Here is an 18,841-nt window from a genome sequence, read left to right on the forward strand (position 1 = left end):
AGATCGCGATGTATTTAGATGATGATCTTTCACAAAACCCATGGCTGCAGGCAGTTAACCAGCAACTCAAACATTATCTGGCTGATGAATTTATTAGTGCAGATATCGTGATCAAAATCGTCAGCGAAGATTGGGAGCGACGTCAATATTATCGCCTGCGTGAAGCAACCTTTCGCGATGAACAGCAGATATTGAAAGAAGATCGGGATGAATACGATTTTAAAGCATTCGGTATTGTGGCGATTGGTCAGATGTTTGGTGAACCAGATCGTGTCATTGGTGCAGTCCGGATCTTTCCTGAAGGTAAAAAGACCTGGTGGGGTGGCCGGCTTTGTGTCGATCCCTTATATCGCCACCACCGAGCCATTGGGAAAGCCCTAATCAATGCGGCTGTTTCTACTGCAAAAAATCTGGGATGCCGACGTTTTCTTGCGACTGTACAGCAACAGAATGAAAGGTATTTCCAAAAGCTGCATTGGCATAGCGAACAGAATATTCAGGTTGCCAATATTCCTCATGTACTGATGCAGGCGGATCTAGCACATTATCCATTGAGCAATATTAGTCAGGCTTACATGCAGCATTCCTATGCAATGCAGGAGGTAGTGTAAATGAACCAGTCAGAACTTGAACGGCTGCTCGGCTACCTCAGACAGACGCCAGCAATGCAAGCGAAAATGAATATTGGTCAAGGGATCAAAATAGCCCAACCCAACATTGAAAAGCTGGCTGATCTGTATGCCTTACCGGGAGATGATACCGCTGCGATTGCCACAGAACATGGCTATATGCTGCATGCCTGCGAAGGCATGATTCCCAGCTTTGTTGAGCATCATCCCTATTTTGCAGGCTGGTCAGCGGTGATGGCGAATATCAGTGATATTGCAGCGATGGGAGGCCGGGCGACATCTGTTGTGAATAGCTTCTGGCATCGCAGCACTGATCAAGCACAAGCTTTAGTTCAGGGGATGCAGGATGCCTGTCAGTGCTACGGCGTGCCATTAGTCGGTGGACATACTCATATAGATCCTAATTTTCAGCCAGCACTTTCCGTAGCAATCCAAGGGGAGGCTAAGCGGCTGTTATCAGTCATGCATGTACAACCGCAACAAAATATTTTGCTGGCACTCAATATGAAAGGCCAGTTCCATCCAAACACCACCTACTGGAAATGCTTTGAAAATATAGATGAAGCCAAGTTACAGGCAGAACTGGAAATCCTCCCACAACTGGCAGAACAGGGCTTAGCTTATTCAGCACGAGATATCAGCAATGCTGGAATTCTTGGCAGCCTGCTGATGTTGCTGGAAGCCTCTGGCTGTGGTGCAAATATTCAGCTGGATCAGATTGTTAAACCGCAAGATGTCGACTGGCAGCACTGGCTACAAATCTTTCCAAGCTATGGCTTCTTGCTGACTGCTGACGATGCAGAGTGTGAAGAGATTATTGAACTCTTTGCTTCACAGGATCTGCATTGTGCCGTGATTGGGCAAGTAAAAGATTCAGGCAAAGTCACTGTTATTAATAAAGATTCAAAAGCTGAATTCTGGGACTTCCAGCAAACATTTACCGGTCTGTGCTACGCAAAACAGATCCAAGATTTTCAAAGATATCAACATGATTTTAGACAAGAAGAGCTCAGCGTATGCCAAGCGTAAATTTCACGGTGAAATGGCCGAATGGTCAAAGCAGCAATTTCTATTCACCAAGCACCATTGTCTATGAATATTTTCAGAAAGGTCAGCAATGGGCCGGTCAGGAATTTTTAAAACAGGCTGAACAGGCCCTGCATGCCGCTTCCGAACGGGTACGTGCGCGTTACGGCTTTGCCTGCAGTTCAGCCATGGATACGCTCAACCGTATTCAGGAACAGGCAACATCATTCTCAGTCAAGCCTGAAGACACCATTGAAATCACTGACATTTATAACATCGATTAGAGGAAAATCATTATGTTTCAATCAACAAGCTTAAAATCACATTATGATGTCGTTATTGTCGGTGGTGGGCAGGCTGGACTTTCAGTGAGCCATTATCTTAAACAGGCCAATATCGATCATGTCGTTTTAGAAAAAGAAGATTGTCTAACCCATAGCTGGCGTAATAAACGCTGGGACAATTTCACTTTGGTAACGCCAAACTGGCAGTGTTTATTGCCGAACCATCCATATCATGGCAATGATCCAGAAGGTTTTATGAAACGGGATGAAATTGTCGACTATCTGGATAGATTTATTGAAAAGCTAAATCCACCTGCATTATTAAATGTCGCCGTTGAACAAGTCACTAAAATTGCCGAGCAGCATTTTCACATTCAAACCAGCATTGGTGAAACGACTGCAAATCAGGTGGTGATTGCAGCAGGGGGCTATCATACGCCAATTTATCCAAAACTCAGCTCTGAATTACCAGAACATGTTTATACCATTCATTCCGAGCAGTACTTTAATGCTGAGCAATTACCGGAAGGGAATGTCTTGGTTGTCGGTTCTGGCCAGTCTGGTGCGCAGATCGCAGAGGATCTGCATTTAGCTGGCAAGAAAGTCTATCTGTCTATTGGTGATGCACCGCGCTGTGCACGTTTTTATCGTGGCAAAGATGTCGTGAAATGGCTGTTTGAGATGGGCTATTACGAAACCACGGTGAAAGATCACCGCTATAGTGAAGAAGTTCGTAACAGTACCAACCATTATGTAACCGGTCGTGATGGTGGTCGGGACATCGATCTGCGTAAGTTTGCGCTCGAAGGTATGCAGTTATTTGGCCGTTTTGCTGACTACCAAAATGGTTCACTTAAATTCCAGTCAAATCTGGTACAGAATCTGGATAATGCAGATGCTACCTATAACCGTATTAATGCTTCCATTGATGCCTATATTGCACAGAATGGAATTGAAACGGCTGAGCCTGTCAGTGTCTATACACCAGTTTGGCAACCAGAAACAGAGCGGACAGAAATCAATTTAGCTGAAGAAAATATTACTTCAATTATCTGGTGTATCGGCTTTAAACCGGATTACTCATGGATTGATCTGGATATTTTTGAAAACAGTGGCTATCCAAAACATGATCGTGGGATCACAGTGGATCAAGACGTCAGCTTTATCGGCTTACCATGGTTATATACTTGGGGATCAGGGCGTTTCCTCGGTATTGATCAGGATTCACAATATTTGTCTAAGCATATTATTCAACGCCATCATGCCTTTAAGGAAAAATATGCAGAGATGATTATTGCATAAAGAGCATCAGTTTAATCTCTAGAATTTTGACCGCATGATTTCATGCGGTCATTTTTATAAATTATGTTTAATGTTTAAATTGGAATTAGGTAGTCATCGCAATAGTAGAGGCTAAGGTAAATATGAAGTTATTGTTTAGTATACTTCGTTTAACATAATATACATTATACGAAATTCTATTGTAAGCCCAAAATAGAAATGTCCGGTTTCTCCAAAGTAAAAATGTCCGCTTTTAGAATATGCACTTTTGCAATTTCCTTAGCGGACGGTTTGATATGTTGGTGTCTATGTCGGATAAAGAACTTAAAAGATTGTCGGTCTTGCAAGAAATCTGTGATCAACGCATAACTCAGTCCCAAGCTGCTCAGCTACTTCATATTTCAGAACGTCAGATCAGACGTTTATTGCAAAAATATAAAACTCAAGGTGCAACTGCATTAGCACATGCTGCACGTGGCCAAATCAGCAATTCCAGGCTTCCTGAAGAGCTCAGACTCAAGTGCCTCAATCTGGTCGCTGAGCAATTCCATGGTTTTGGACCCACTCTAGCGCATGAAAAGCTGACGACCATTCATGGATTCAATATTTCAGTGGAAACACTGCGTTCCTGGATGATTGCAGCCGATTTATGGATTCCTCGCGCCAAGCGCCTGAAACGGCCGTATCAGCCTCGTTATAACCGGGACTGTTATGGTGAACTGATCCAGATTGATGGCTCACATCATGACTGGTTTGAAGGACGAGCCCCTAAATGCTGTCTGCTAGTATTTATCGACGATGCTACAGGAAAATTGCAGCATTTACGCTTCTGTGAGTCAGAATCAGCCTTTGACTATATGATTTCAACACGTTTATATATCGAACAGCACGGTAAGCCTTTAGCATTTTATAGCGACAAACATTCAGTCTTTAGGGTAAATCAAAGTAGTAAGAAAGACTCCAAGATCACGCAATTCGGACGCGTGCTCAGCACTCTGAATATCGATATCATCTTCGCCAATTCACCACAGGCCAAAGGCCGTGTAGAACGAGTCAATAGAACTCTTCAGGATCGTCTGATTAAAGAAATGCGTCTGGCAGGCATCGGTTCGATTGAGGAAGCGAATGGATGGTTACCCTGCTTTATTGAGCAATTTAATCGTAAATTTGCCAAGATGGCCTTTAATCCCAAGGATCTACACCGGACTGTCAGCGAAACTGCTGAGCAGTTAGATGATATTTTTACCTGGCGTGAACCCCGCAGAGTCACGAATAGTCTGACGATTACTTATGATAAATGCGTATATCTTCTGGAAAACACGGAAGAAAATCAAAGGCTGATCGGCAAGTATCTTGAGTTTCTAGAATACCCGGATGGTACAGTTGCAATTGAATATGAAGGTCGAAAAATCAATTACAACATCTTCGATAAGTTAAGCCCACTCAATCAGCGAGAGATTGTTGAAAATAAACGTTTAGGTGCTGTTCTGAACCATATTCAACAACAGCATGAAGAATTAGAATTAGAACAACGAAACAAACGTAATCGTTCTCAAAAGATGCCACGTAGACGAGCACAGAAAACAGCAGTTCAACAACGATATCTGAATCCTGTGCTTGACTTGGAAATGTCTGTATAGGACATTTCTACTTGGGAATAACATCTATTAATATCCTTATATAAGTACATTTACCATGTACGTATATTTGTTGCTTAAGCTATTTTACTTTAAAGCACTTCAAATTCAATCCTACGATTCTTCTTACGACCTTCAGCTGTTGCGTTGTCCGCTACAGGTTTACTTGCACCTAAACCTTCAGTACTCAGTAAATGCGCTGGAATATTTTTTGCGATTAAATAAGCTTTCACAGCTTCTGCACGTTGCTGGCTCAACACAAAATTTTTATTGGTATCACCTGAACTGTCGGTATGTCCAATAATTCGTACTTTCTTGCCACCAACTTTATTTAAGGCAATTACCATTTCATCCAAAATCTGTGCACTTGAAGCTGCTAAAACTGCACTGCCAGATTCAAATTCAATGATTCGATTCTTTAATGCGGCATCTATAATCTGTTGCTCAGCCTGATTGACTGAAAGCTGCGCATTTAAACGATAATTTACTGGCATTAGTCCCTGAAATTTTACGGTAGTTTCCTGAATTTGCTCAGGATTTGATACTTTCCCTGTCAATTGAATATCAGATCCTTTTACCGTCAGTTTACCTTGTTTCACTTTTTTCAGGTCTTCATTAATCACATTGTTGACCGTATTTGACCAGCCTGCTGGTGCGGTTACCTGACGGATCTGGATACGATCCACCACATTTTCCTGACCATAAATTGCATATAATTTACTCAATATTTCCTGTTTGGTGTTTTCATTAGGTACAGCACCTTCAGTAATAATCGGTTGTGCCCATACAGAAAAACTTAACAATAAAGTTGTTAATATATTGATTTTTAGAACATTTTTTAAATTTAAGTGCTTGATTTTATTCTTCATTTTATACTTCTACAAATGTCTGTTTAAATAATCTGATACCTTGAGTTAGACTCATTTGGCGTTCACTTAGGGACTGTTCCAAGGCTGCCAAACCGGCATTATTTTCCAGATACTGATCAATCCAGGCTGCATTGATTAGCGATACCCAATGCTGGCTATCCAGATTTTCTGTAAAAATATCACTTAAGGCCTGTATATCTGCACCTTTAAAACCAAATAATAAAATTGGCTGTTCTTTGTGCAATATGCCAATCAAAAGTTCCGTATGGTGATGCTGTACAAACTGGCTAATTAAACTGACCCAAAATGCTGCAATTTCATAGCAATAATTGATGTTATGAATGGGTAAAATCAGCACCTTATTCAAGCGACTGGTACCCTGTTGAATAATCGGCTGTAGCAATAACCCCAATCCAATCAGGCTTTGTGCCAGCTGATAAGCGCTGAGATTCATGAGTTTGGCAAAAGAATGAATCGTATGATGCTCGTAAAATGCCTGTGCTTCCTCATGACTGGACACCATAATCTGATTACTTAGCATATTCAGTTTATCTAACAGAATATCGGTATCACGAATAGAACGCATCACCCGATTGTGTTGACACAGCTCAACCAGCGCTGATTTATAGCGCAATGGCGAATACACGATATTTTCAAAAGGCTGTTCGTGTTCAATTAAATGACTGAGTACCATGGGGAACTGCCGGCCTGAGCTATCTTTACTAGCAATCAGGTTCGCCACCAGAAACAGTTTTTCTTTCGGATTGGCAATAAAAAAATCCAGCGATGGCAATTGTGCATACGCCTGCTTGAACTCAGTCTTTTGCATGGCAAATTCTAATGCTTCAGTAATCCACTGATCTATCAGTTGGATCAGCTGATATTGTCCACGTGACTTAAGAAAATCGCCTCGTGCTGGACATTTACCATAATACAGAGGTGTGGTTTTTAACTCGTACATCAGCACACCTCCACCGCATTTTTGAATTTGTATTGGATCTTCATCATGGCACAGCCGCTCCTGTATTCGCCAATGCCGTAGTCGGATTGGCTTGAGCCAAGTTATGTTGTACCAATACAGGAACACTTTGCGCAGCGACAACACGCACCGATTTATTGGAAACCACCTGATCCACCAGCTGCAGGTTGGCATAGTTTGGCTGCTCACCAATGGAGTTGGCATTCTGACCACTCACCAGACGGAAGTTCACTTTTACCGAAAGTTCTGGATTTTCCTTGCTCTTCCAGACCATCTCAAAGTTATTGCCTTTCTGGGTACGTTGTGCACTTTCAATCAGGCGGTTAATACCATATTCACCTGGTTCATCAAAAATGGTGTAGGTCTTCCCTTCTAAGTCCACCACGGTAATGCGTGCACCTGGAATTGCACCCGGATTTGGCCAGACAAAGTTCACCCATTGCTGTACACCATTTTCAAACAGCATACGCTGACCATCAATATCAAAGGTATAGGCTAAAAGTTTAGGATTTTCTAATGGATAGAACTGGAAATTAGACTGGTTTGCAACCGGCACTGTATTCTGGCTCTGATTTAGCTCACCCGTTGCTACGCCATGACTCGGTGCCACATAAGTCTGGAAATTAGTAACAAATGCTGGATTCAGACTAATTCCCAGATCCTGCCAGGTTTTAGAAGTCAAGGTATAACCACGACAAATCACGAGTGGATCCAGATGCTCTTTGACAAAGCGCGCAATACTGCCGCTTTCACCAAAAATCTGGTTAATTTCGTTAGAAGTGGCCTGTAAGGTTGCCTGACTGCTAAATGGATATTTTTGTGCCAGATTCTGGGTAAATGGCTGATAAGACTGCATCGTCCAGAGCTTGTTGATTTCTGCCTGGGCAGGAATAATCAAGCTTTCAAACGACTGGGTTAATGGTGCTACCAGTAGTTTTTGCAGCAGTTGCTGATCAAGCTCAGCGGTTCCCGCCGCCATTTTCTCTGCCACAAATTTATGTGTGCTGTTGAAAATCGAATTCTGCTCATGAATAGTCTGTTTGACCAAAGCCATACTGGCCGGGCCGATATCACCTGAGCTTTTCAGATCATTGAACTGACTACGGATTTTGGCCACCGACTGCATATAGCCATCCAGTAAGGACTGATTCTGCAGGTCATCACGCTGACGCACCATCTGGTAGAATACCTGGAATTCACGAGCAATCACGCCATGACCCAACTGGCTACTTGCCTGTTGCGCTTGTTTTGCCTCATCACGATTCAGCACTTTACGTTTAAACCAGGCAATAAAGCCTTTTTGTGGCACTGCCAGTTCTGCCTGAACCACTGGATTATCCCAGCTAGTTTCTTTGGCAACACGCTGGATCAAGGTACGGATCGGTGAATTTTCAGGTTCGCCCAAGATATCAATTTGCTTGATCTGCTGGTTAAAATCAGCTGCTTTGGCATAATGAATCGCATTCAGGAATTTACGCCATTCCGCAATATATTCCTTTTTATACAGTTCAGTCAGCTGACGACGGATCTGTTCAGGGCTACCACTAAAGCTGAGATCATCGGACTGTGTAGTATTCAGTACCCAGTCACGACTATCGGTTGAACTGGTCGCTGCCTGTTCGATCGCTTGTTGTACATAGTCTTTCCAGGCCTGATAGGTATAAATACCTGGCAAAGCATAGCTGCCGAGCATGGCATTCTGGTTATTTTCACCCAGAATCTGCTTGATTGTAATCGCTGGGAAACGTACAGCAGCACGCATCTTGATTTCATTATAGACACGGTCACGTGCAGAAATACCAGTGGTAATCGCTGTCAGAATCTGACGACTCTGATCAACCAGTACTGCATCAGAATTCAGTTGAGGGAAACTGTGTCGTCCTGACAATGTAATGGCATAGCTCAGAATCTGCTCGGCTTTCTGAATCATCTCGGCACGTGGCATTTCACCACGGTTTTGCTCCAGCCATGTGCGCCAGAAACGCGTCACCTGATCACTTAAGTGACTCGAATCCATATACTGGCGGTTACTTAGCATCAGGTAAGTTTTCAGTGCATTATAGGCATCCTGAGGATTCTGGTCTGAAGGCTCAGAAGCAATCTGACGCCCTTGTATCACATGGTTAATTTTAACCTGAATATGATTTACTTTCAGAACTGCTTCATTGGCCTTGACGCGTTGCAGATACTGGGCAATCTGTTGCTGCGTTGGTTGCAGAACAAGCTGTTCAATACCTTTCAGATACTCGGTTTCCAGCTTTTCCCGGATCTGGTTGCCCTGATATAAGCCAAAGCTGTATTTCAGTGGACGATCCTGATCAAACTGGTCCAACTGTTGCAGATGGCCCTGTAAAATCAGCAGAGCATCCAGCTGATGACTCAACGAACGATTGGCTTGCCCCTGCATTTGTACCACTTTATTCAGATCTGTCTGAACTTCAGCAATCAGTTGCTGGTTATTACGGTATGACCACAGCCATAAACTAAGGACAATAGATACGCCTAAAATCGCACAAATAAAAGCCATAAAACGCTGGCGTTTTTTCGCCGGGTTAATATGCTGACGTACCAGATGCTTGTCTTTCAGGATGACATCGGAAAATAGTCCTTTCAGAAAGTAGCCATGATTCTGGGAAACAGATCGTTTTGGCAGGCCGATTTCACTGTCATTACTATGGATCAGGTGGAAGTCATCGGCAATCTGTTCCGTCATCGGGCTTTCAATTACGCCGTCTTGCAAAGCACTGGTGAAGTAGAAGCCACGGAAAATCGGTTTAAACTGGTATGGATTTTCCTGAAATAGTGTAGAAATAAAGGTTTTTAGAGCCGGTTTCAGGCTCTTAAACTCTAGTGGGAAGGTCATCACACTTGGAGAAATGTGCTGTGAATGGCGGCGACTCAAATGTGTGGTACTGACACTTTTCAGACCATCATACAAAATGCTGTATTGCTTCTCGAACAGCTCCACCGCCTGCTCGCTGGAATTCGCTGCATACGGTAAGGTTGCACCCCAAACTTGATCAAATTCCTGTGTATCATAGCAATCAAAGAATTCTGTGAATCCGGCGATCAGATCCATTTTGGAAAAGACCAAATATACTGGTGTAAAGACTTCCAAACGTTCGGTTAAGTCCTGAATACGGGCACGTAGGTTTTTTGCCAGTTTGATCGATTTTTCTGGACTTTGACTGACCAACTCAGCAATACTGACAATTACGATCAAGCCGTTCACTGGTGCTTTAGTACGGTTTTTCTTGAGAATATTCAGAAAACCGAGCCATTCAGAATGGTCTTCACTATAGACAGAATAACGTCCAGCAGTATCCAGTAGCACGCCTTCAGTCGAGAAAAACCAGTCACAGTTACGGGTTCCGCTTAAACCCGAAGACACCATTTTCTGATGATGTTCTTCAAACGGAAAACGTAAACCTGAATGATAAATAGCCGAACTTTTCCCGGCTGCCGGGTTGCCAATCACCATATACCAAGGCAGTTCATACAGTGCTGCATTGCCCTTACGATCTCCGAGTCTGGACTTGCGGATCAGCTGAATTGATTCTTTCATCTGCTGCTGAATCAGCTGCAGTTCTTCCTTGTTCTTATGCTTGTTCTGTTCAGCTTCAGTCGTGCTGGCAATTGCCTCAGAAAGTTCTTCACCTTTTTTAGCATGACGATAATGCTGAATTAGTGCATAAATTCCCCAGACCATCAGTATCAAACTATAGATAACAACCAGAGTCCAGAACACACGGTCGGACATGGTATTTTTCATAGAAATAATCACCACAAAAAATGACAGTGCCATAATCGCTTTTGGATTGGTCACATACTGCCAGACATATCCCAAGATCGTATAAAATAATGTATTCACTGTAAGCTCTTATATTTCTTCATTTTCTTTAAATTTAATAAATTTTATCAGGCTGCACTCTGTTCAAAATGCTCAAGCCTATTTATAGGTTCATAGACAAAATATGTCTGAGGATGTTGTACTGAATAAGCCAATGTAATGACATCTTCATTCATTTGCATACACAATAGTATGCCAAATAGTACTTTCATCTCTGCTGTACTGCCCAGATAAGAATGGCAATACAGGCCGTGATGCAGTTCTATACCTGCTGTACCCAGATATTGTTGAACCTTTTTTGCAGTATTAATCTGTAAAGGATCATCTAGTAGCAGTACAAATGGCTCTTCCTGCTCTATCTGATCTGCAAAGCTTAGACTTTGTTTCTGTAAATATTTACCAATATTTTTGACATGTTTTAAGGTCTTAATTGTTCTGATTTCTATCAAATCTTCCATGCTTAACTGTGGTGAAGCCAGACAAACACTCGCTGCATACTCTCCCGGTAAATATTGCTCCGACTGCCAGAGTTGCTCTTCCAGCCATTCCTGATCAATTTCAGATTGTACAGCCATGACCAGACTGATCTGTTCGCTCTGTTGATGAATATCGTTCAGCAGGTTTATCCAGACTACATGAGCATTACCATGATCAACATAGTGGAATTCGACATGAATCTGGCTCTGCACAATTTCATATTGTTGCTCTAGCTGTTCAAGCAGTTCCTGCTGTGCTTCATCGGGCCAGAAGTGAATCAATGATGCTGGCAGCAGAATATGTAGATTTAACTTGTTTAATCGCGCGACCTGTTGAACTGAGGGTTCTGGCTCATTTTCTTCATTATTCAACTGTTCATTGATCCAGCCGGGATGCATACGATATTCATAAGCCGTTTCAGCATCATAGAACAGTGCAGATTTCCGAAGATGTGCTGCAATGTGATATAGGCTTTCACTATGCTGCTCCAACTGCTGTTGAATCAGAGCATTTATTCGCTGTACTCGCATGCTATGCAGGATGTCATCTTCTTCAATTTCAGGTAATAGATCGTCTAGTCTTTTAATTCGATAAGACAGTATAGGCAGGCCATAGTGATTAACTAAATGTTCATCCAGTTCCGGGCTTTTGAACGCCTGCATGCCTTCAATAATTTCCTGATTTTCACCAAAGTTATGGATGACTGCAGATGAATAGATTTTTAAAGTCAGTTCTTCAACTGGTTTGTCCTTATTTTTCTCTAGTTCACTTTGTTGTTGCTGACGCTTTTCTTCGTTTTCAGCTGCTTCTAACTTTTGTGCTTTACGTGTTTGGTAAGCTTTTACTGATTTATAAATCAGCCAGGGAGAAAGCAATAACAGTGCTGCACATACCGGTAACAGAATAAAGAATTGCAGCATATCTATGCCAGTTGGATCGTACTGCACATCCCGCCAGTAGTAAATTACCAGTCCACTGGTAATAAAGATCAATGCGAGAATGGTAGAGATAATTATCTTGATCATGCTGCTCTCCCCATCAGGCTGTAACAGGTTTCCTGATTATCTACATAAGCTTGTGGCATTAAGAAAGCGCCCTGTCCTAGCCCTGTAGTTCCATCACCGAGCCTGATTGGACGGATTTCTTCTCTGCTTAGAATCAGTCGGAGATCCACCATTAAAGTTGGGCTACACCAGGTTGAAATAATCTGCTTAAGTTTTTCGCTATGCTTTTTCTGTGGCAGAAATTCCAGATAATCCTGACGATTTAATGGACCAATCACGATTTCAATTTTTTCATCGATCTGGGTCAGTACCTCACCACAGAAGGTATTAATGCCCAATAAAGCCGGATTTGATCCACCCAGTGATGCTTTTTGCGAATCTTCCAGCTTAAATTGTTCTGGTAAATATTCTTTGATTTGAACTCGATGCTTGAACATGCAACCCAGCGTAGTTTTCAGCACATAGGCACTATTATTCTGTCCCTGCATCAGGCCAGAAAATTCTGCAAAATAATCATCCAAATGATGTTGTTGATGCTGTTCACGCACATAACCATTTAGTGCATGCAGAATTTCAAGATAATGATTTTCCTGTTCGATTTCATATCGTATTGGCAGATGATAATTAATCGAAGCTTCAATATATTGTGCGGTCAATTTATGGTTAAAGAGACCGAGAAAATGTAGGGTTTCCTCACGCTGCTGACGCGGACTTTGCTTGATGCGATAGGTATAGGTATAAGGTAATACCCCCTGCGTCCCTGTCAGACCAATCATTGGGCTGGTCAGCTGAATTTTCTGATCTTTCCAAGCCAGATATTCAATCTCTGATTTTGGAAAATTGAGTTTCAGTGAACTACTAAAACTAAAACTCTTGCTCCAGTCTTGGGATTGTTTCTGCTCTGGATAGTGCCGTAATAAACGTGTTGCCTGTATCAGTTCAAAACGGGTTGGCTGCTGATATAGCTGTTCAACTACAGAAGTCTTTTCCCACCAACGTTCTGCACGCATTGGTATACCTCCTGTTCTGTTGCTGCATCAATCACAATCATTTCCACATAACTGTTCATTTGCACTTTCAGGTTAAAAATATGGTTAAGCAGCTGAGCAAAGACAACTAGACTTGAACCTCGAAATACTTCGCTATCAATCTTGACCTGTGCACGAACGCCACGAACAAATAGTGGAAATGGTTTATGGTCTAGTAATTTCTGACTCAGTGAAAAATCAATCGATTGAATCGCTTCAATCATCAGCTGGTTTCCTTTAGATGCTGGAAGGTTATACAGTTCCAGCAGTTCCTTGAGATGTGTAACAGCATCACCTCTCATTAAAGACAGATTGTTTAGAGAAAGATGGGAAATAATACGCCACTGTTCTTTCTGGCTCTGTTTAAAGGAATAAGGTAAAGATGGCCGTTTCAATAAAAAGCCACGTCGTGCTAGCTGACTGTCATTTAAGGTCAGTGCATTCTGCTCCTTGTTATAACTTTCATAAGGCAGATCATGGTTACAGCACAGCAGTTGGGTACTGATAAAATCAGAAGATGTATTCTGCGGTTCCAGACTTCGGGAAACCAAAGTAAATTTCAGATCATTCTTTTGTGTGCTGGCAGTTTCGGGTTGCAAGTGATAATAAAATTGCGCGCCGTCGTGCCGATAATGGCTCATGGCAAAGAATGGCAAGACCTGATGGGCAACCTGTTCTTTATCACTCTTTTCACGAATCAGGTTCATCTCGGAGACTGCATATACCTGATAATATTCAGGATGATGTGCATCTGAAATCAGTGGATATTCCAGTCGCTGATGATTGATTTTCTGTGGTTCGGCCTGTTTCTCGAACAGATTAATGACTGGGGTAGTGAACATCTTGAAATTGGCGAGATCCAGTTCTGAATAATTGCGAATCGCGGCCTGATCATTCAGGTTCATTTTAAAGTGAACATGCAACTCAAAATTCGACGTAACGGGTTCGACCTGATTGAGAAAATCCAGATTCAGGTTCAGGAAACTGAACTTATCCGGGAAGCAGAAATATTCTAATAGCAGTCGATAAGCATGATGAGTATGCTGATCTACCGGCAGTACACTCTCCTCCTCACTGAAGCCTAAAAGTTCAAAAGGATTAGGAATTTCAACTTCCTGATGATTCGCTTTGATTGAGAATTGGGTTTCAGACTTAAATATCTGATCAAGTATTTGCAAAGGAAAGCTGGAAATCGCATCCAGATAAATCGGTAGCTTATGCTGTTTTAACAATCTCAACTGGTTATTGAAAATATCAAAACCTAAAACTAGAGTGGCATTGCGGTTTAAGTGAATATGTGCTGAAGGATGCGTTTTAAAATTGACTGATTTCAATGCTATCGGCAGTAAAGCTACATTTCTAACCGTGCGATATTCACATTGTACGCCACGTACACTTTTAGATTTGAGTGAAGTATGTTTAGGAATCAGATGTTCATCACTCAGCTGTTTGATTTTATTAACATCTTCAAAACTGACAATTGAACATGCTGGAAATGGCTGCAAATACTGGGGAAACATCACCTCAAAAATCGAACGGGTAAATGTTTCATAGCTATCATTCAGCTTTTTATCAATACGTGCCGAGATCAATGAGAATGCCTGAATCAGACGTTCAATATGTGGATCATCGATCTGTTCCTGATTTAGGGACAGGCGCTTGGCAATTTTAGGGTATTTATTGGTAAATTCACGGGACTGCTGGCTAAATTCCTGCAGCTGTTTTTCGTAATAAGGTAATAATTCTTCAATCGCGCTCATTATAATTATGATCTTGGCAAAATAACATATTGTTGTGTGGTCGGCTTTAATAAAGCATCAAAAACGACAGGCTCATATAAAGGATGGATATTTAAATAGGCCTGAATACTTAAGCACAGGCTTCCCATATTGTTTTCATCCAGCAGCATTTCTACCCGTACCTGCTTAAGTCGTGGTTCATGTGCTAAAATAGAAGCCTCAATCGAGCGACAAATTTCGTCGCGGTCCATTGGATTAGCTGTCGATAATCCAACGAAATCAATTATGCCAAATTGCAGAATGGACTGTTTCACTAAAGTATAATCATCAATAATATGATCCAGCTTGGCCATACGGCTATTTAACAAATCTTCCAGATCTGCCGCAACGACTTCACGTAACTGCTGAATTGACATACCCTGCTCACGGGTTTCATCTTGTGGCAGTAATCGGTCAAACAAGGTTGAACGGAATCCATAAGGATAAAGCTGATCCAGATTCATGTGTGTCCATCATCCATTTGGGACATTAAAATTCAGGTAAAGGCCTGCCAGTGCAAGCCTCTACATTCAGAAAAATTAAGCTGCGTAAGATGCTGTATTATTTGATAACGACCATTTCTTGGTCACAGCACCTTTCTGCGTACCGTTAATATCTTGCTGGTTATACGTCCACTCAACCGCAGCATATTTCAGGCCAAACGCTTCGGTCGGTACGCCTTCTTCATTCACGGTTGGTGTTACCTGAGAAACCAGAACGTGTTTCAGTTTGATCTGAAGGTATTTGATACGCTTGTCGCCGTTGGCACGGTAGAAATCAATTTGCACTTCATCAAAGGTATAACCTGCAGAACATGCTTCCCACAGTTTAGGGCTGGTAGCATCCAGGTCTTTGACAAAAATCATGTCAGAATGTTCTACACGCTCAGCAGTATGACCACCTACGCTAGAAGAGGTTGCCGATTTTGGCTGGCGAATATTGTGTGACCAGGAATTTACTTCAAGCCAACTTTTATGTTCAGAATCTCGTGATTCACCATCTACTTTATATTTGCCGCGAAATTGGATGTATATATCTTTCATTGTTATTTTTTAACCTGATTTATTTTAAATTATTGAAAATGCAACCGGCTTAATTGCTCGATTGTGGCAATTCAGTGACAAGTCGCAGGGATACCGATAACTCATCAAGCTGAAAATGTGGTCTCAAAAAAACCACCGATTTGTAGTGACCAGGTTCAGCTGGATTTTCTACAACTTTGATTGATGCTTCACGCAATGGATACTGAGCCTTCGATTCCTGAGAAGCACCGTCATCCAGTAACACATACTGGGATAACCAGTCATTCAGGAAGGCTTCAACATTTCCCGCTGAAGCAAAACTACCCACTTTGTCACGCATCATCGCTTTTAAATAGTGTGCGATACGCGAAACCGCCATAATATATTGGATCTGACTAGATAAAGCAGAGTTAGCATTGGCAGCATCATTGTCATATTTTTTTGGCTTCTGGGTCGATTGAGCCCCAAAGAACGCTGCATAATCGGTGTTTTTGCAATGTACCAATGGAATAAAGCCTAGATCGCTCAATTCTTTTTCACGTCGATCAGTAATCGCAATTTCGGTTGGACATTTGAATACCACATCGCCATCATTGGTTTTAAATGTATGTACAGGCAAACCTTCAACCAGACCACCACCTTCTATACCACGGATCGCTGCACACCAGCCATGCATGTCAAAGGCATTGGTCAAACGGGTACCGAAAGCATAAGCTGCATTCATCCATAGATATTCGTTATGGTCTTCACCAGAAACTTCTTCAACGTAGTTAAAACCTTCAGTCGCCGTACCTTCTTTCGGATGATATGGTAGACGACCCAATACGCGTGGCATGGTCAGTGCAACATAACGAGCATCATCGCTTTCACGGAATGAACGCCATTGTACATATTCAGCGGTTTCAAAAATCTTGGAAACATCACGTGGGCGGTCAATATCAGTAAATGATTCCAGACCAAAGATGCTTGGGCTAGCAGCCGAGATAAATGGTGCATGTGCTGCGGCTGCTACATGTGAAATCTGTTCTAACAGATACATGTCTGATGGTGTACGATCAAACTCGAAATCACCAATTAAAGTCGCGTAAGGCGCGCCACCAAAAGATCCATACTCTTCTTCATAGATTTTCCTGAATAATGTGCTTTGATCAAAATCAGTCGCACTTTGGAAATCCTTGATTAATTCTTTTTTGGTCGTATTTAACATACGGATTTTGATCAAGGAATTAGAGGGCGTTTCCTGACAAAAGTAATATAAGCCACGCCAGGTTGATTCAATTTTCTGGAATTCTTCATGGTGCATGATTTTACTCAATTGAGTAGAAATCAGCGCATCGATTTCAGCAATACGTTTATCCAGTGCCAGCGTCATGTTATCGGATACAGTAATTGTTCCTGCCATCACTTCACGCGCCAGTTCACCAATCAAACTTTTGGCACGGTCATGCTCCTCATTAGTACGGGCAATACGACTGCGCTCAACGACAGAATCAAGCAATGAGTATTCTTCTACACTGATATTTTCAGCAGTTGCTGCATTGAAATTACTCATTTTCAGCCTCCACGCTCATCTTGCGAATCTGGTCCGTACTTTTCAATACCTCATCCAGCAAATCTTCTAGACGCTCATTATTGGAAATTTTGTTACGCAAATCCGTTAAACGTTCACGTGCTTGAACCAGTCGACGTAATGGGTCAACCTGCCGTACCACCTGCTCTGGTTTAAAGTCATCCATAGAGTTGAAGGTCAGGTCCACAGACATCTTGCCACCCTCTTCAGTCAACGTGTTTTCAACCTGAAAGTTGGCGCGTGGTGCAAGTGATTCCATGACTTCATCAATATTATCTAGATCAACATTGATAAATTTTTTGTCTTTGAGTTTGGTTTTTTCCAGTTCAGATGCTGCTGAAAAATCTCCAAGTACTCCCACCACAAATGGCAATTCTTTGACTTCACGTGCATCACCGACTTCTACATCGTAAGTCAATTGCACACGCGGTGGACGTATCCGCTGTAATTTCTTTTGAACGCTTTCACGCTTAGCCATGATGCTGATTCCTATTAATTATTTTTTTATTAATTATTACGCAGTGCGCCAAATGGGTTGGAGGTAGGCTGAATAATACGGGTAACAACTGGTTCGGTTTTCTTCGCTACTACATTACTGGTAGTCATTTCTTTAGCTTTAGTCGGTACTGGAGCACTTGAACGTGTTTTGGTCGAACTTGTTTTTTTACTCGCTGTCGTAACAGTGGTTTTTTTGCTACTTGAGCTATTCTCTGCACGTAGAGGCATGACAGTCACCGGCTGAGATAGACGCACATTATCGTTGAAGACTTTGGTGATGGCATAGGTTTCTTCAGTCAGTGGGCGGATTTCAGTGCTGCGCATATAGTTCACAGCTTTATTTGAAATGGCCACACCGGCAAGAAATGTGATATCTGTTAACTGACGTGTCGTGTAATTTTCACGGCTTAACTGGTCTACAGCTTGCAGTGCCTTCAGATGCAGCCCACGATCTAGATAAAGTTTGGCAATATTGGCTTTAATTTCACGCTGCAAATTGAGATCTTTTTTAGCTGATTTAGCACAAAGCTGTTCATACTGCTGCAGGATTTCTAGGTCAGTATCTCCTTCAGCCAGTGGATACACTTTAAGACATGATTTTTTCAGGGGAGCAGCATGCGCTTGCATGAAACTCATCGTGCAGACTGCCATCATCAGCACGAGTACGGAACTCATATTTTTTTTCAAAATAAGCCTCAATTTTATTCTTTTTATGGTTGTGTGTTTTTTATTGGAATGATTTCTTATTTTTATTGTTTAAAAATCATCTTGCGGATTTAACAAAAAATGATCACACTAAGTCAACAACAAAATTTGATTTTTGTAAAATATTTTTTAATAATCTTGCAAAAATGTCGACGGTTATATGATTTCGACTATTTAATTCTATTAAAAAAGTATGCAACAATA

Annotated in this window: 16 protein-coding genes; 5 read left to right on the forward strand and 11 right to left on the reverse strand. The window is 41.9% G+C overall.

Annotated elements, in window-relative coordinates:
- Positions 1-8 precede the first annotated feature (8 nt).
- The 5 genes from BS636_RS13195 (at position 9) to BS636_RS13215 (ending at position 4,860) form a co-directional block, all read left to right on the forward strand.
- The gene (locus BS636_RS13195; RefSeq protein ID WP_087090707.1) at positions 9-611 is read left to right on the forward strand and encodes an MSMEG_0567/Sll0786 family nitrogen starvation N-acetyltransferase; all 603 of its coding nucleotides are present in this window, start codon (positions 9-11) and stop codon (positions 609-611) included.
- Positions 612-1,658, forward strand: coding sequence for a sll0787 family AIR synthase-like protein (locus BS636_RS13200; protein ID WP_099339189.1), 1,047 nt, complete (start codon positions 612-614; stop codon positions 1,656-1,658).
- A complete protein-coding gene (locus BS636_RS13205) occupies positions 1,646-1,939 on the forward strand; it encodes an MSMEG_0570 family nitrogen starvation response protein (protein ID WP_099339190.1) in 294 nt (97 codons plus the stop codon). Before BS636_RS13200 ends, BS636_RS13205 begins: the two co-directional genes overlap by 13 nt.
- 12 nt (positions 1,940-1,951) lie before the next feature.
- Positions 1,952-3,241 (forward strand): MSMEG_0569 family flavin-dependent oxidoreductase, encoded by a 1,290-nt coding sequence (locus BS636_RS13210; protein ID WP_099339191.1) that lies wholly within the window; start codon positions 1,952-1,954, stop codon positions 3,239-3,241.
- Between the two features lie 287 nt (positions 3,242-3,528).
- Positions 3,529-4,860 (forward strand): ISNCY family transposase, encoded by a 1,332-nt coding sequence (locus tag BS636_RS13215; protein ID WP_099339675.1) that lies wholly within the window; start codon positions 3,529-3,531, stop codon positions 4,858-4,860.
- Between the two features lie 89 nt (positions 4,861-4,949).
- Here the strand turns inward: BS636_RS13215 and BS636_RS13220 are convergent, their stop codons facing one another.
- The 11 genes from BS636_RS13220 to BS636_RS13270 all read right to left on the reverse strand — a co-directional run bounded on the left by BS636_RS13220 (position 4,950) and on the right by BS636_RS13270 (position 18,607).
- Positions 4,950-5,726: an OmpA family protein gene (locus tag BS636_RS13220; RefSeq protein WP_099339192.1), complete on the reverse strand. Its 777-nt coding sequence runs from the start codon at positions 5,724-5,726 to the stop codon at positions 4,950-4,952.
- Position 5,727: 1 nt separating this feature from the next.
- A complete protein-coding gene (gene tagF, locus BS636_RS13225) occupies positions 5,728-6,687 on the reverse strand; it encodes a type VI secretion system-associated protein TagF (RefSeq protein WP_099339193.1) in 960 nt (319 codons plus the stop codon).
- A gap of 43 nt (positions 6,688-6,730) precedes the next feature.
- Positions 6,731-10,576 carry a type VI secretion system membrane subunit TssM gene (tssM, locus tag BS636_RS13230; protein WP_099339194.1) on the reverse strand — a complete coding sequence of 1,282 codons (3,846 nt, stop codon included), beginning with the start codon at positions 10,574-10,576 and terminating at the stop codon, positions 6,731-6,733.
- 47 nt (positions 10,577-10,623) lie between these two features.
- Positions 10,624-12,057, reverse strand: coding sequence for a hypothetical protein (locus BS636_RS13235; RefSeq protein ID WP_099339195.1), 1,434 nt, complete (start codon positions 12,055-12,057; stop codon positions 10,624-10,626).
- Positions 12,054-13,046 (reverse strand): type VI secretion system baseplate subunit TssG, encoded by a 993-nt coding sequence (gene tssG / locus BS636_RS13240; protein WP_099339196.1) that lies wholly within the window; start codon positions 13,044-13,046, stop codon positions 12,054-12,056. The genes BS636_RS13235 and tssG overlap by 4 nt, the downstream gene beginning before the upstream one ends.
- Positions 13,010-14,824: a type VI secretion system baseplate subunit TssF gene (gene tssF / locus BS636_RS13245; protein ID WP_099339197.1), complete on the reverse strand. Its 1,815-nt coding sequence runs from the start codon at positions 14,822-14,824 to the stop codon at positions 13,010-13,012. Before tssF ends, tssG begins: the two co-directional genes overlap by 37 nt.
- A 5-nt stretch (positions 14,825-14,829) precedes the next feature.
- The gene (tssE, locus tag BS636_RS13250; protein ID WP_099339198.1) at positions 14,830-15,306 is read right to left on the reverse strand and encodes a type VI secretion system baseplate subunit TssE; all 477 of its coding nucleotides are present in this window, start codon (positions 15,304-15,306) and stop codon (positions 14,830-14,832) included.
- A 75-nt stretch (positions 15,307-15,381) separates the two neighbouring features.
- Positions 15,382-15,885, reverse strand: a complete 504-nt coding sequence (locus tag BS636_RS13255) for an Hcp family type VI secretion system effector (RefSeq protein WP_099339199.1) — start codon at positions 15,883-15,885, stop codon at positions 15,382-15,384.
- Positions 15,886-15,934: 49 nt separating this feature from the next.
- Positions 15,935-17,416, reverse strand: coding sequence for a type VI secretion system contractile sheath large subunit (tssC, locus tag BS636_RS13260; protein ID WP_099339200.1), 1,482 nt, complete (start codon positions 17,414-17,416; stop codon positions 15,935-15,937).
- Positions 17,409-17,912 carry a type VI secretion system contractile sheath small subunit gene (tssB, locus tag BS636_RS13265; RefSeq protein WP_099339201.1) on the reverse strand — a complete coding sequence of 168 codons (504 nt, stop codon included), beginning with the start codon at positions 17,910-17,912 and terminating at the stop codon, positions 17,409-17,411. The genes tssC and tssB overlap by 8 nt, the downstream gene beginning before the upstream one ends.
- A gap of 29 nt (positions 17,913-17,941) precedes the next feature.
- Entirely contained in the window at positions 17,942-18,607 is a 666-nt protein-coding gene (locus tag BS636_RS13270; RefSeq protein ID WP_228206908.1) for a hypothetical protein, read from the reverse strand.
- Between the last annotated feature and the right edge of the window lie 234 nt (positions 18,608-18,841).

The sequence above is a fragment of the Acinetobacter sp. LoGeW2-3 genome, assembly GCF_002688565.1.
In the GTDB taxonomy this organism is placed as follows: Bacteria; Pseudomonadota; Gammaproteobacteria; order Pseudomonadales; family Moraxellaceae; genus Acinetobacter.

Coding starts and splice junctions, on each gene's coding strand:
- BS636_RS13200 (WP_099339189.1), top strand. CDS start 612: ATGAACCAGTCAGAACTTGAACGGCTGCTCGGCTACCTCAGACAGACG.
- tagF (WP_099339193.1), bottom strand. CDS start 6,687: ATGTACGAGTTAAAAACCACACCTCTGTATTATGGTAAATGTCCAGCA.
- BS636_RS13255 (WP_099339199.1), bottom strand. CDS start 15,885: ATGAAAGATATATACATCCAATTTCGCGGCAAATATAAAGTAGATGGT.
- BS636_RS13220 (WP_099339192.1), bottom strand. CDS start 5,726: ATGAAGAATAAAATCAAGCACTTAAATTTAAAAAATGTTCTAAAAATC.
- BS636_RS13205 (WP_099339190.1), top strand. CDS start 1,646: ATGCCAAGCGTAAATTTCACGGTGAAATGGCCGAATGGTCAAAGCAGC.
- tssE (WP_099339198.1), bottom strand. CDS start 15,306: ATGAATCTGGATCAGCTTTATCCTTATGGATTCCGTTCAACCTTGTTT.
- BS636_RS13235 (WP_099339195.1), bottom strand. CDS start 12,057: ATGATCAAGATAATTATCTCTACCATTCTCGCATTGATCTTTATTACC.
- tssF (WP_099339197.1), bottom strand. CDS start 14,824: ATGAGCGCGATTGAAGAATTATTACCTTATTACGAAAAACAGCTGCAG.
- BS636_RS13195 (WP_087090707.1), top strand. CDS start 9: ATGTATTTAGATGATGATCTTTCACAAAACCCATGGCTGCAGGCAGTT.
- BS636_RS13215 (WP_099339675.1), top strand. CDS start 3,529: ATGTCGGATAAAGAACTTAAAAGATTGTCGGTCTTGCAAGAAATCTGT.
- tssG (WP_099339196.1), bottom strand. CDS start 13,046: ATGCGTGCAGAACGTTGGTGGGAAAAGACTTCTGTAGTTGAACAGCTA.
- BS636_RS13210 (WP_099339191.1), top strand. CDS start 1,952: ATGTTTCAATCAACAAGCTTAAAATCACATTATGATGTCGTTATTGTC.
- tssB (WP_099339201.1), bottom strand. CDS start 17,912: ATGGCTAAGCGTGAAAGCGTTCAAAAGAAATTACAGCGGATACGTCCA.
- tssC (WP_099339200.1), bottom strand. CDS start 17,416: ATGAGTAATTTCAATGCAGCAACTGCTGAAAATATCAGTGTAGAAGAA.
- BS636_RS13270 (WP_228206908.1), bottom strand. CDS start 18,607: ATGAGTTCCGTACTCGTGCTGATGATGGCAGTCTGCACGATGAGTTTC.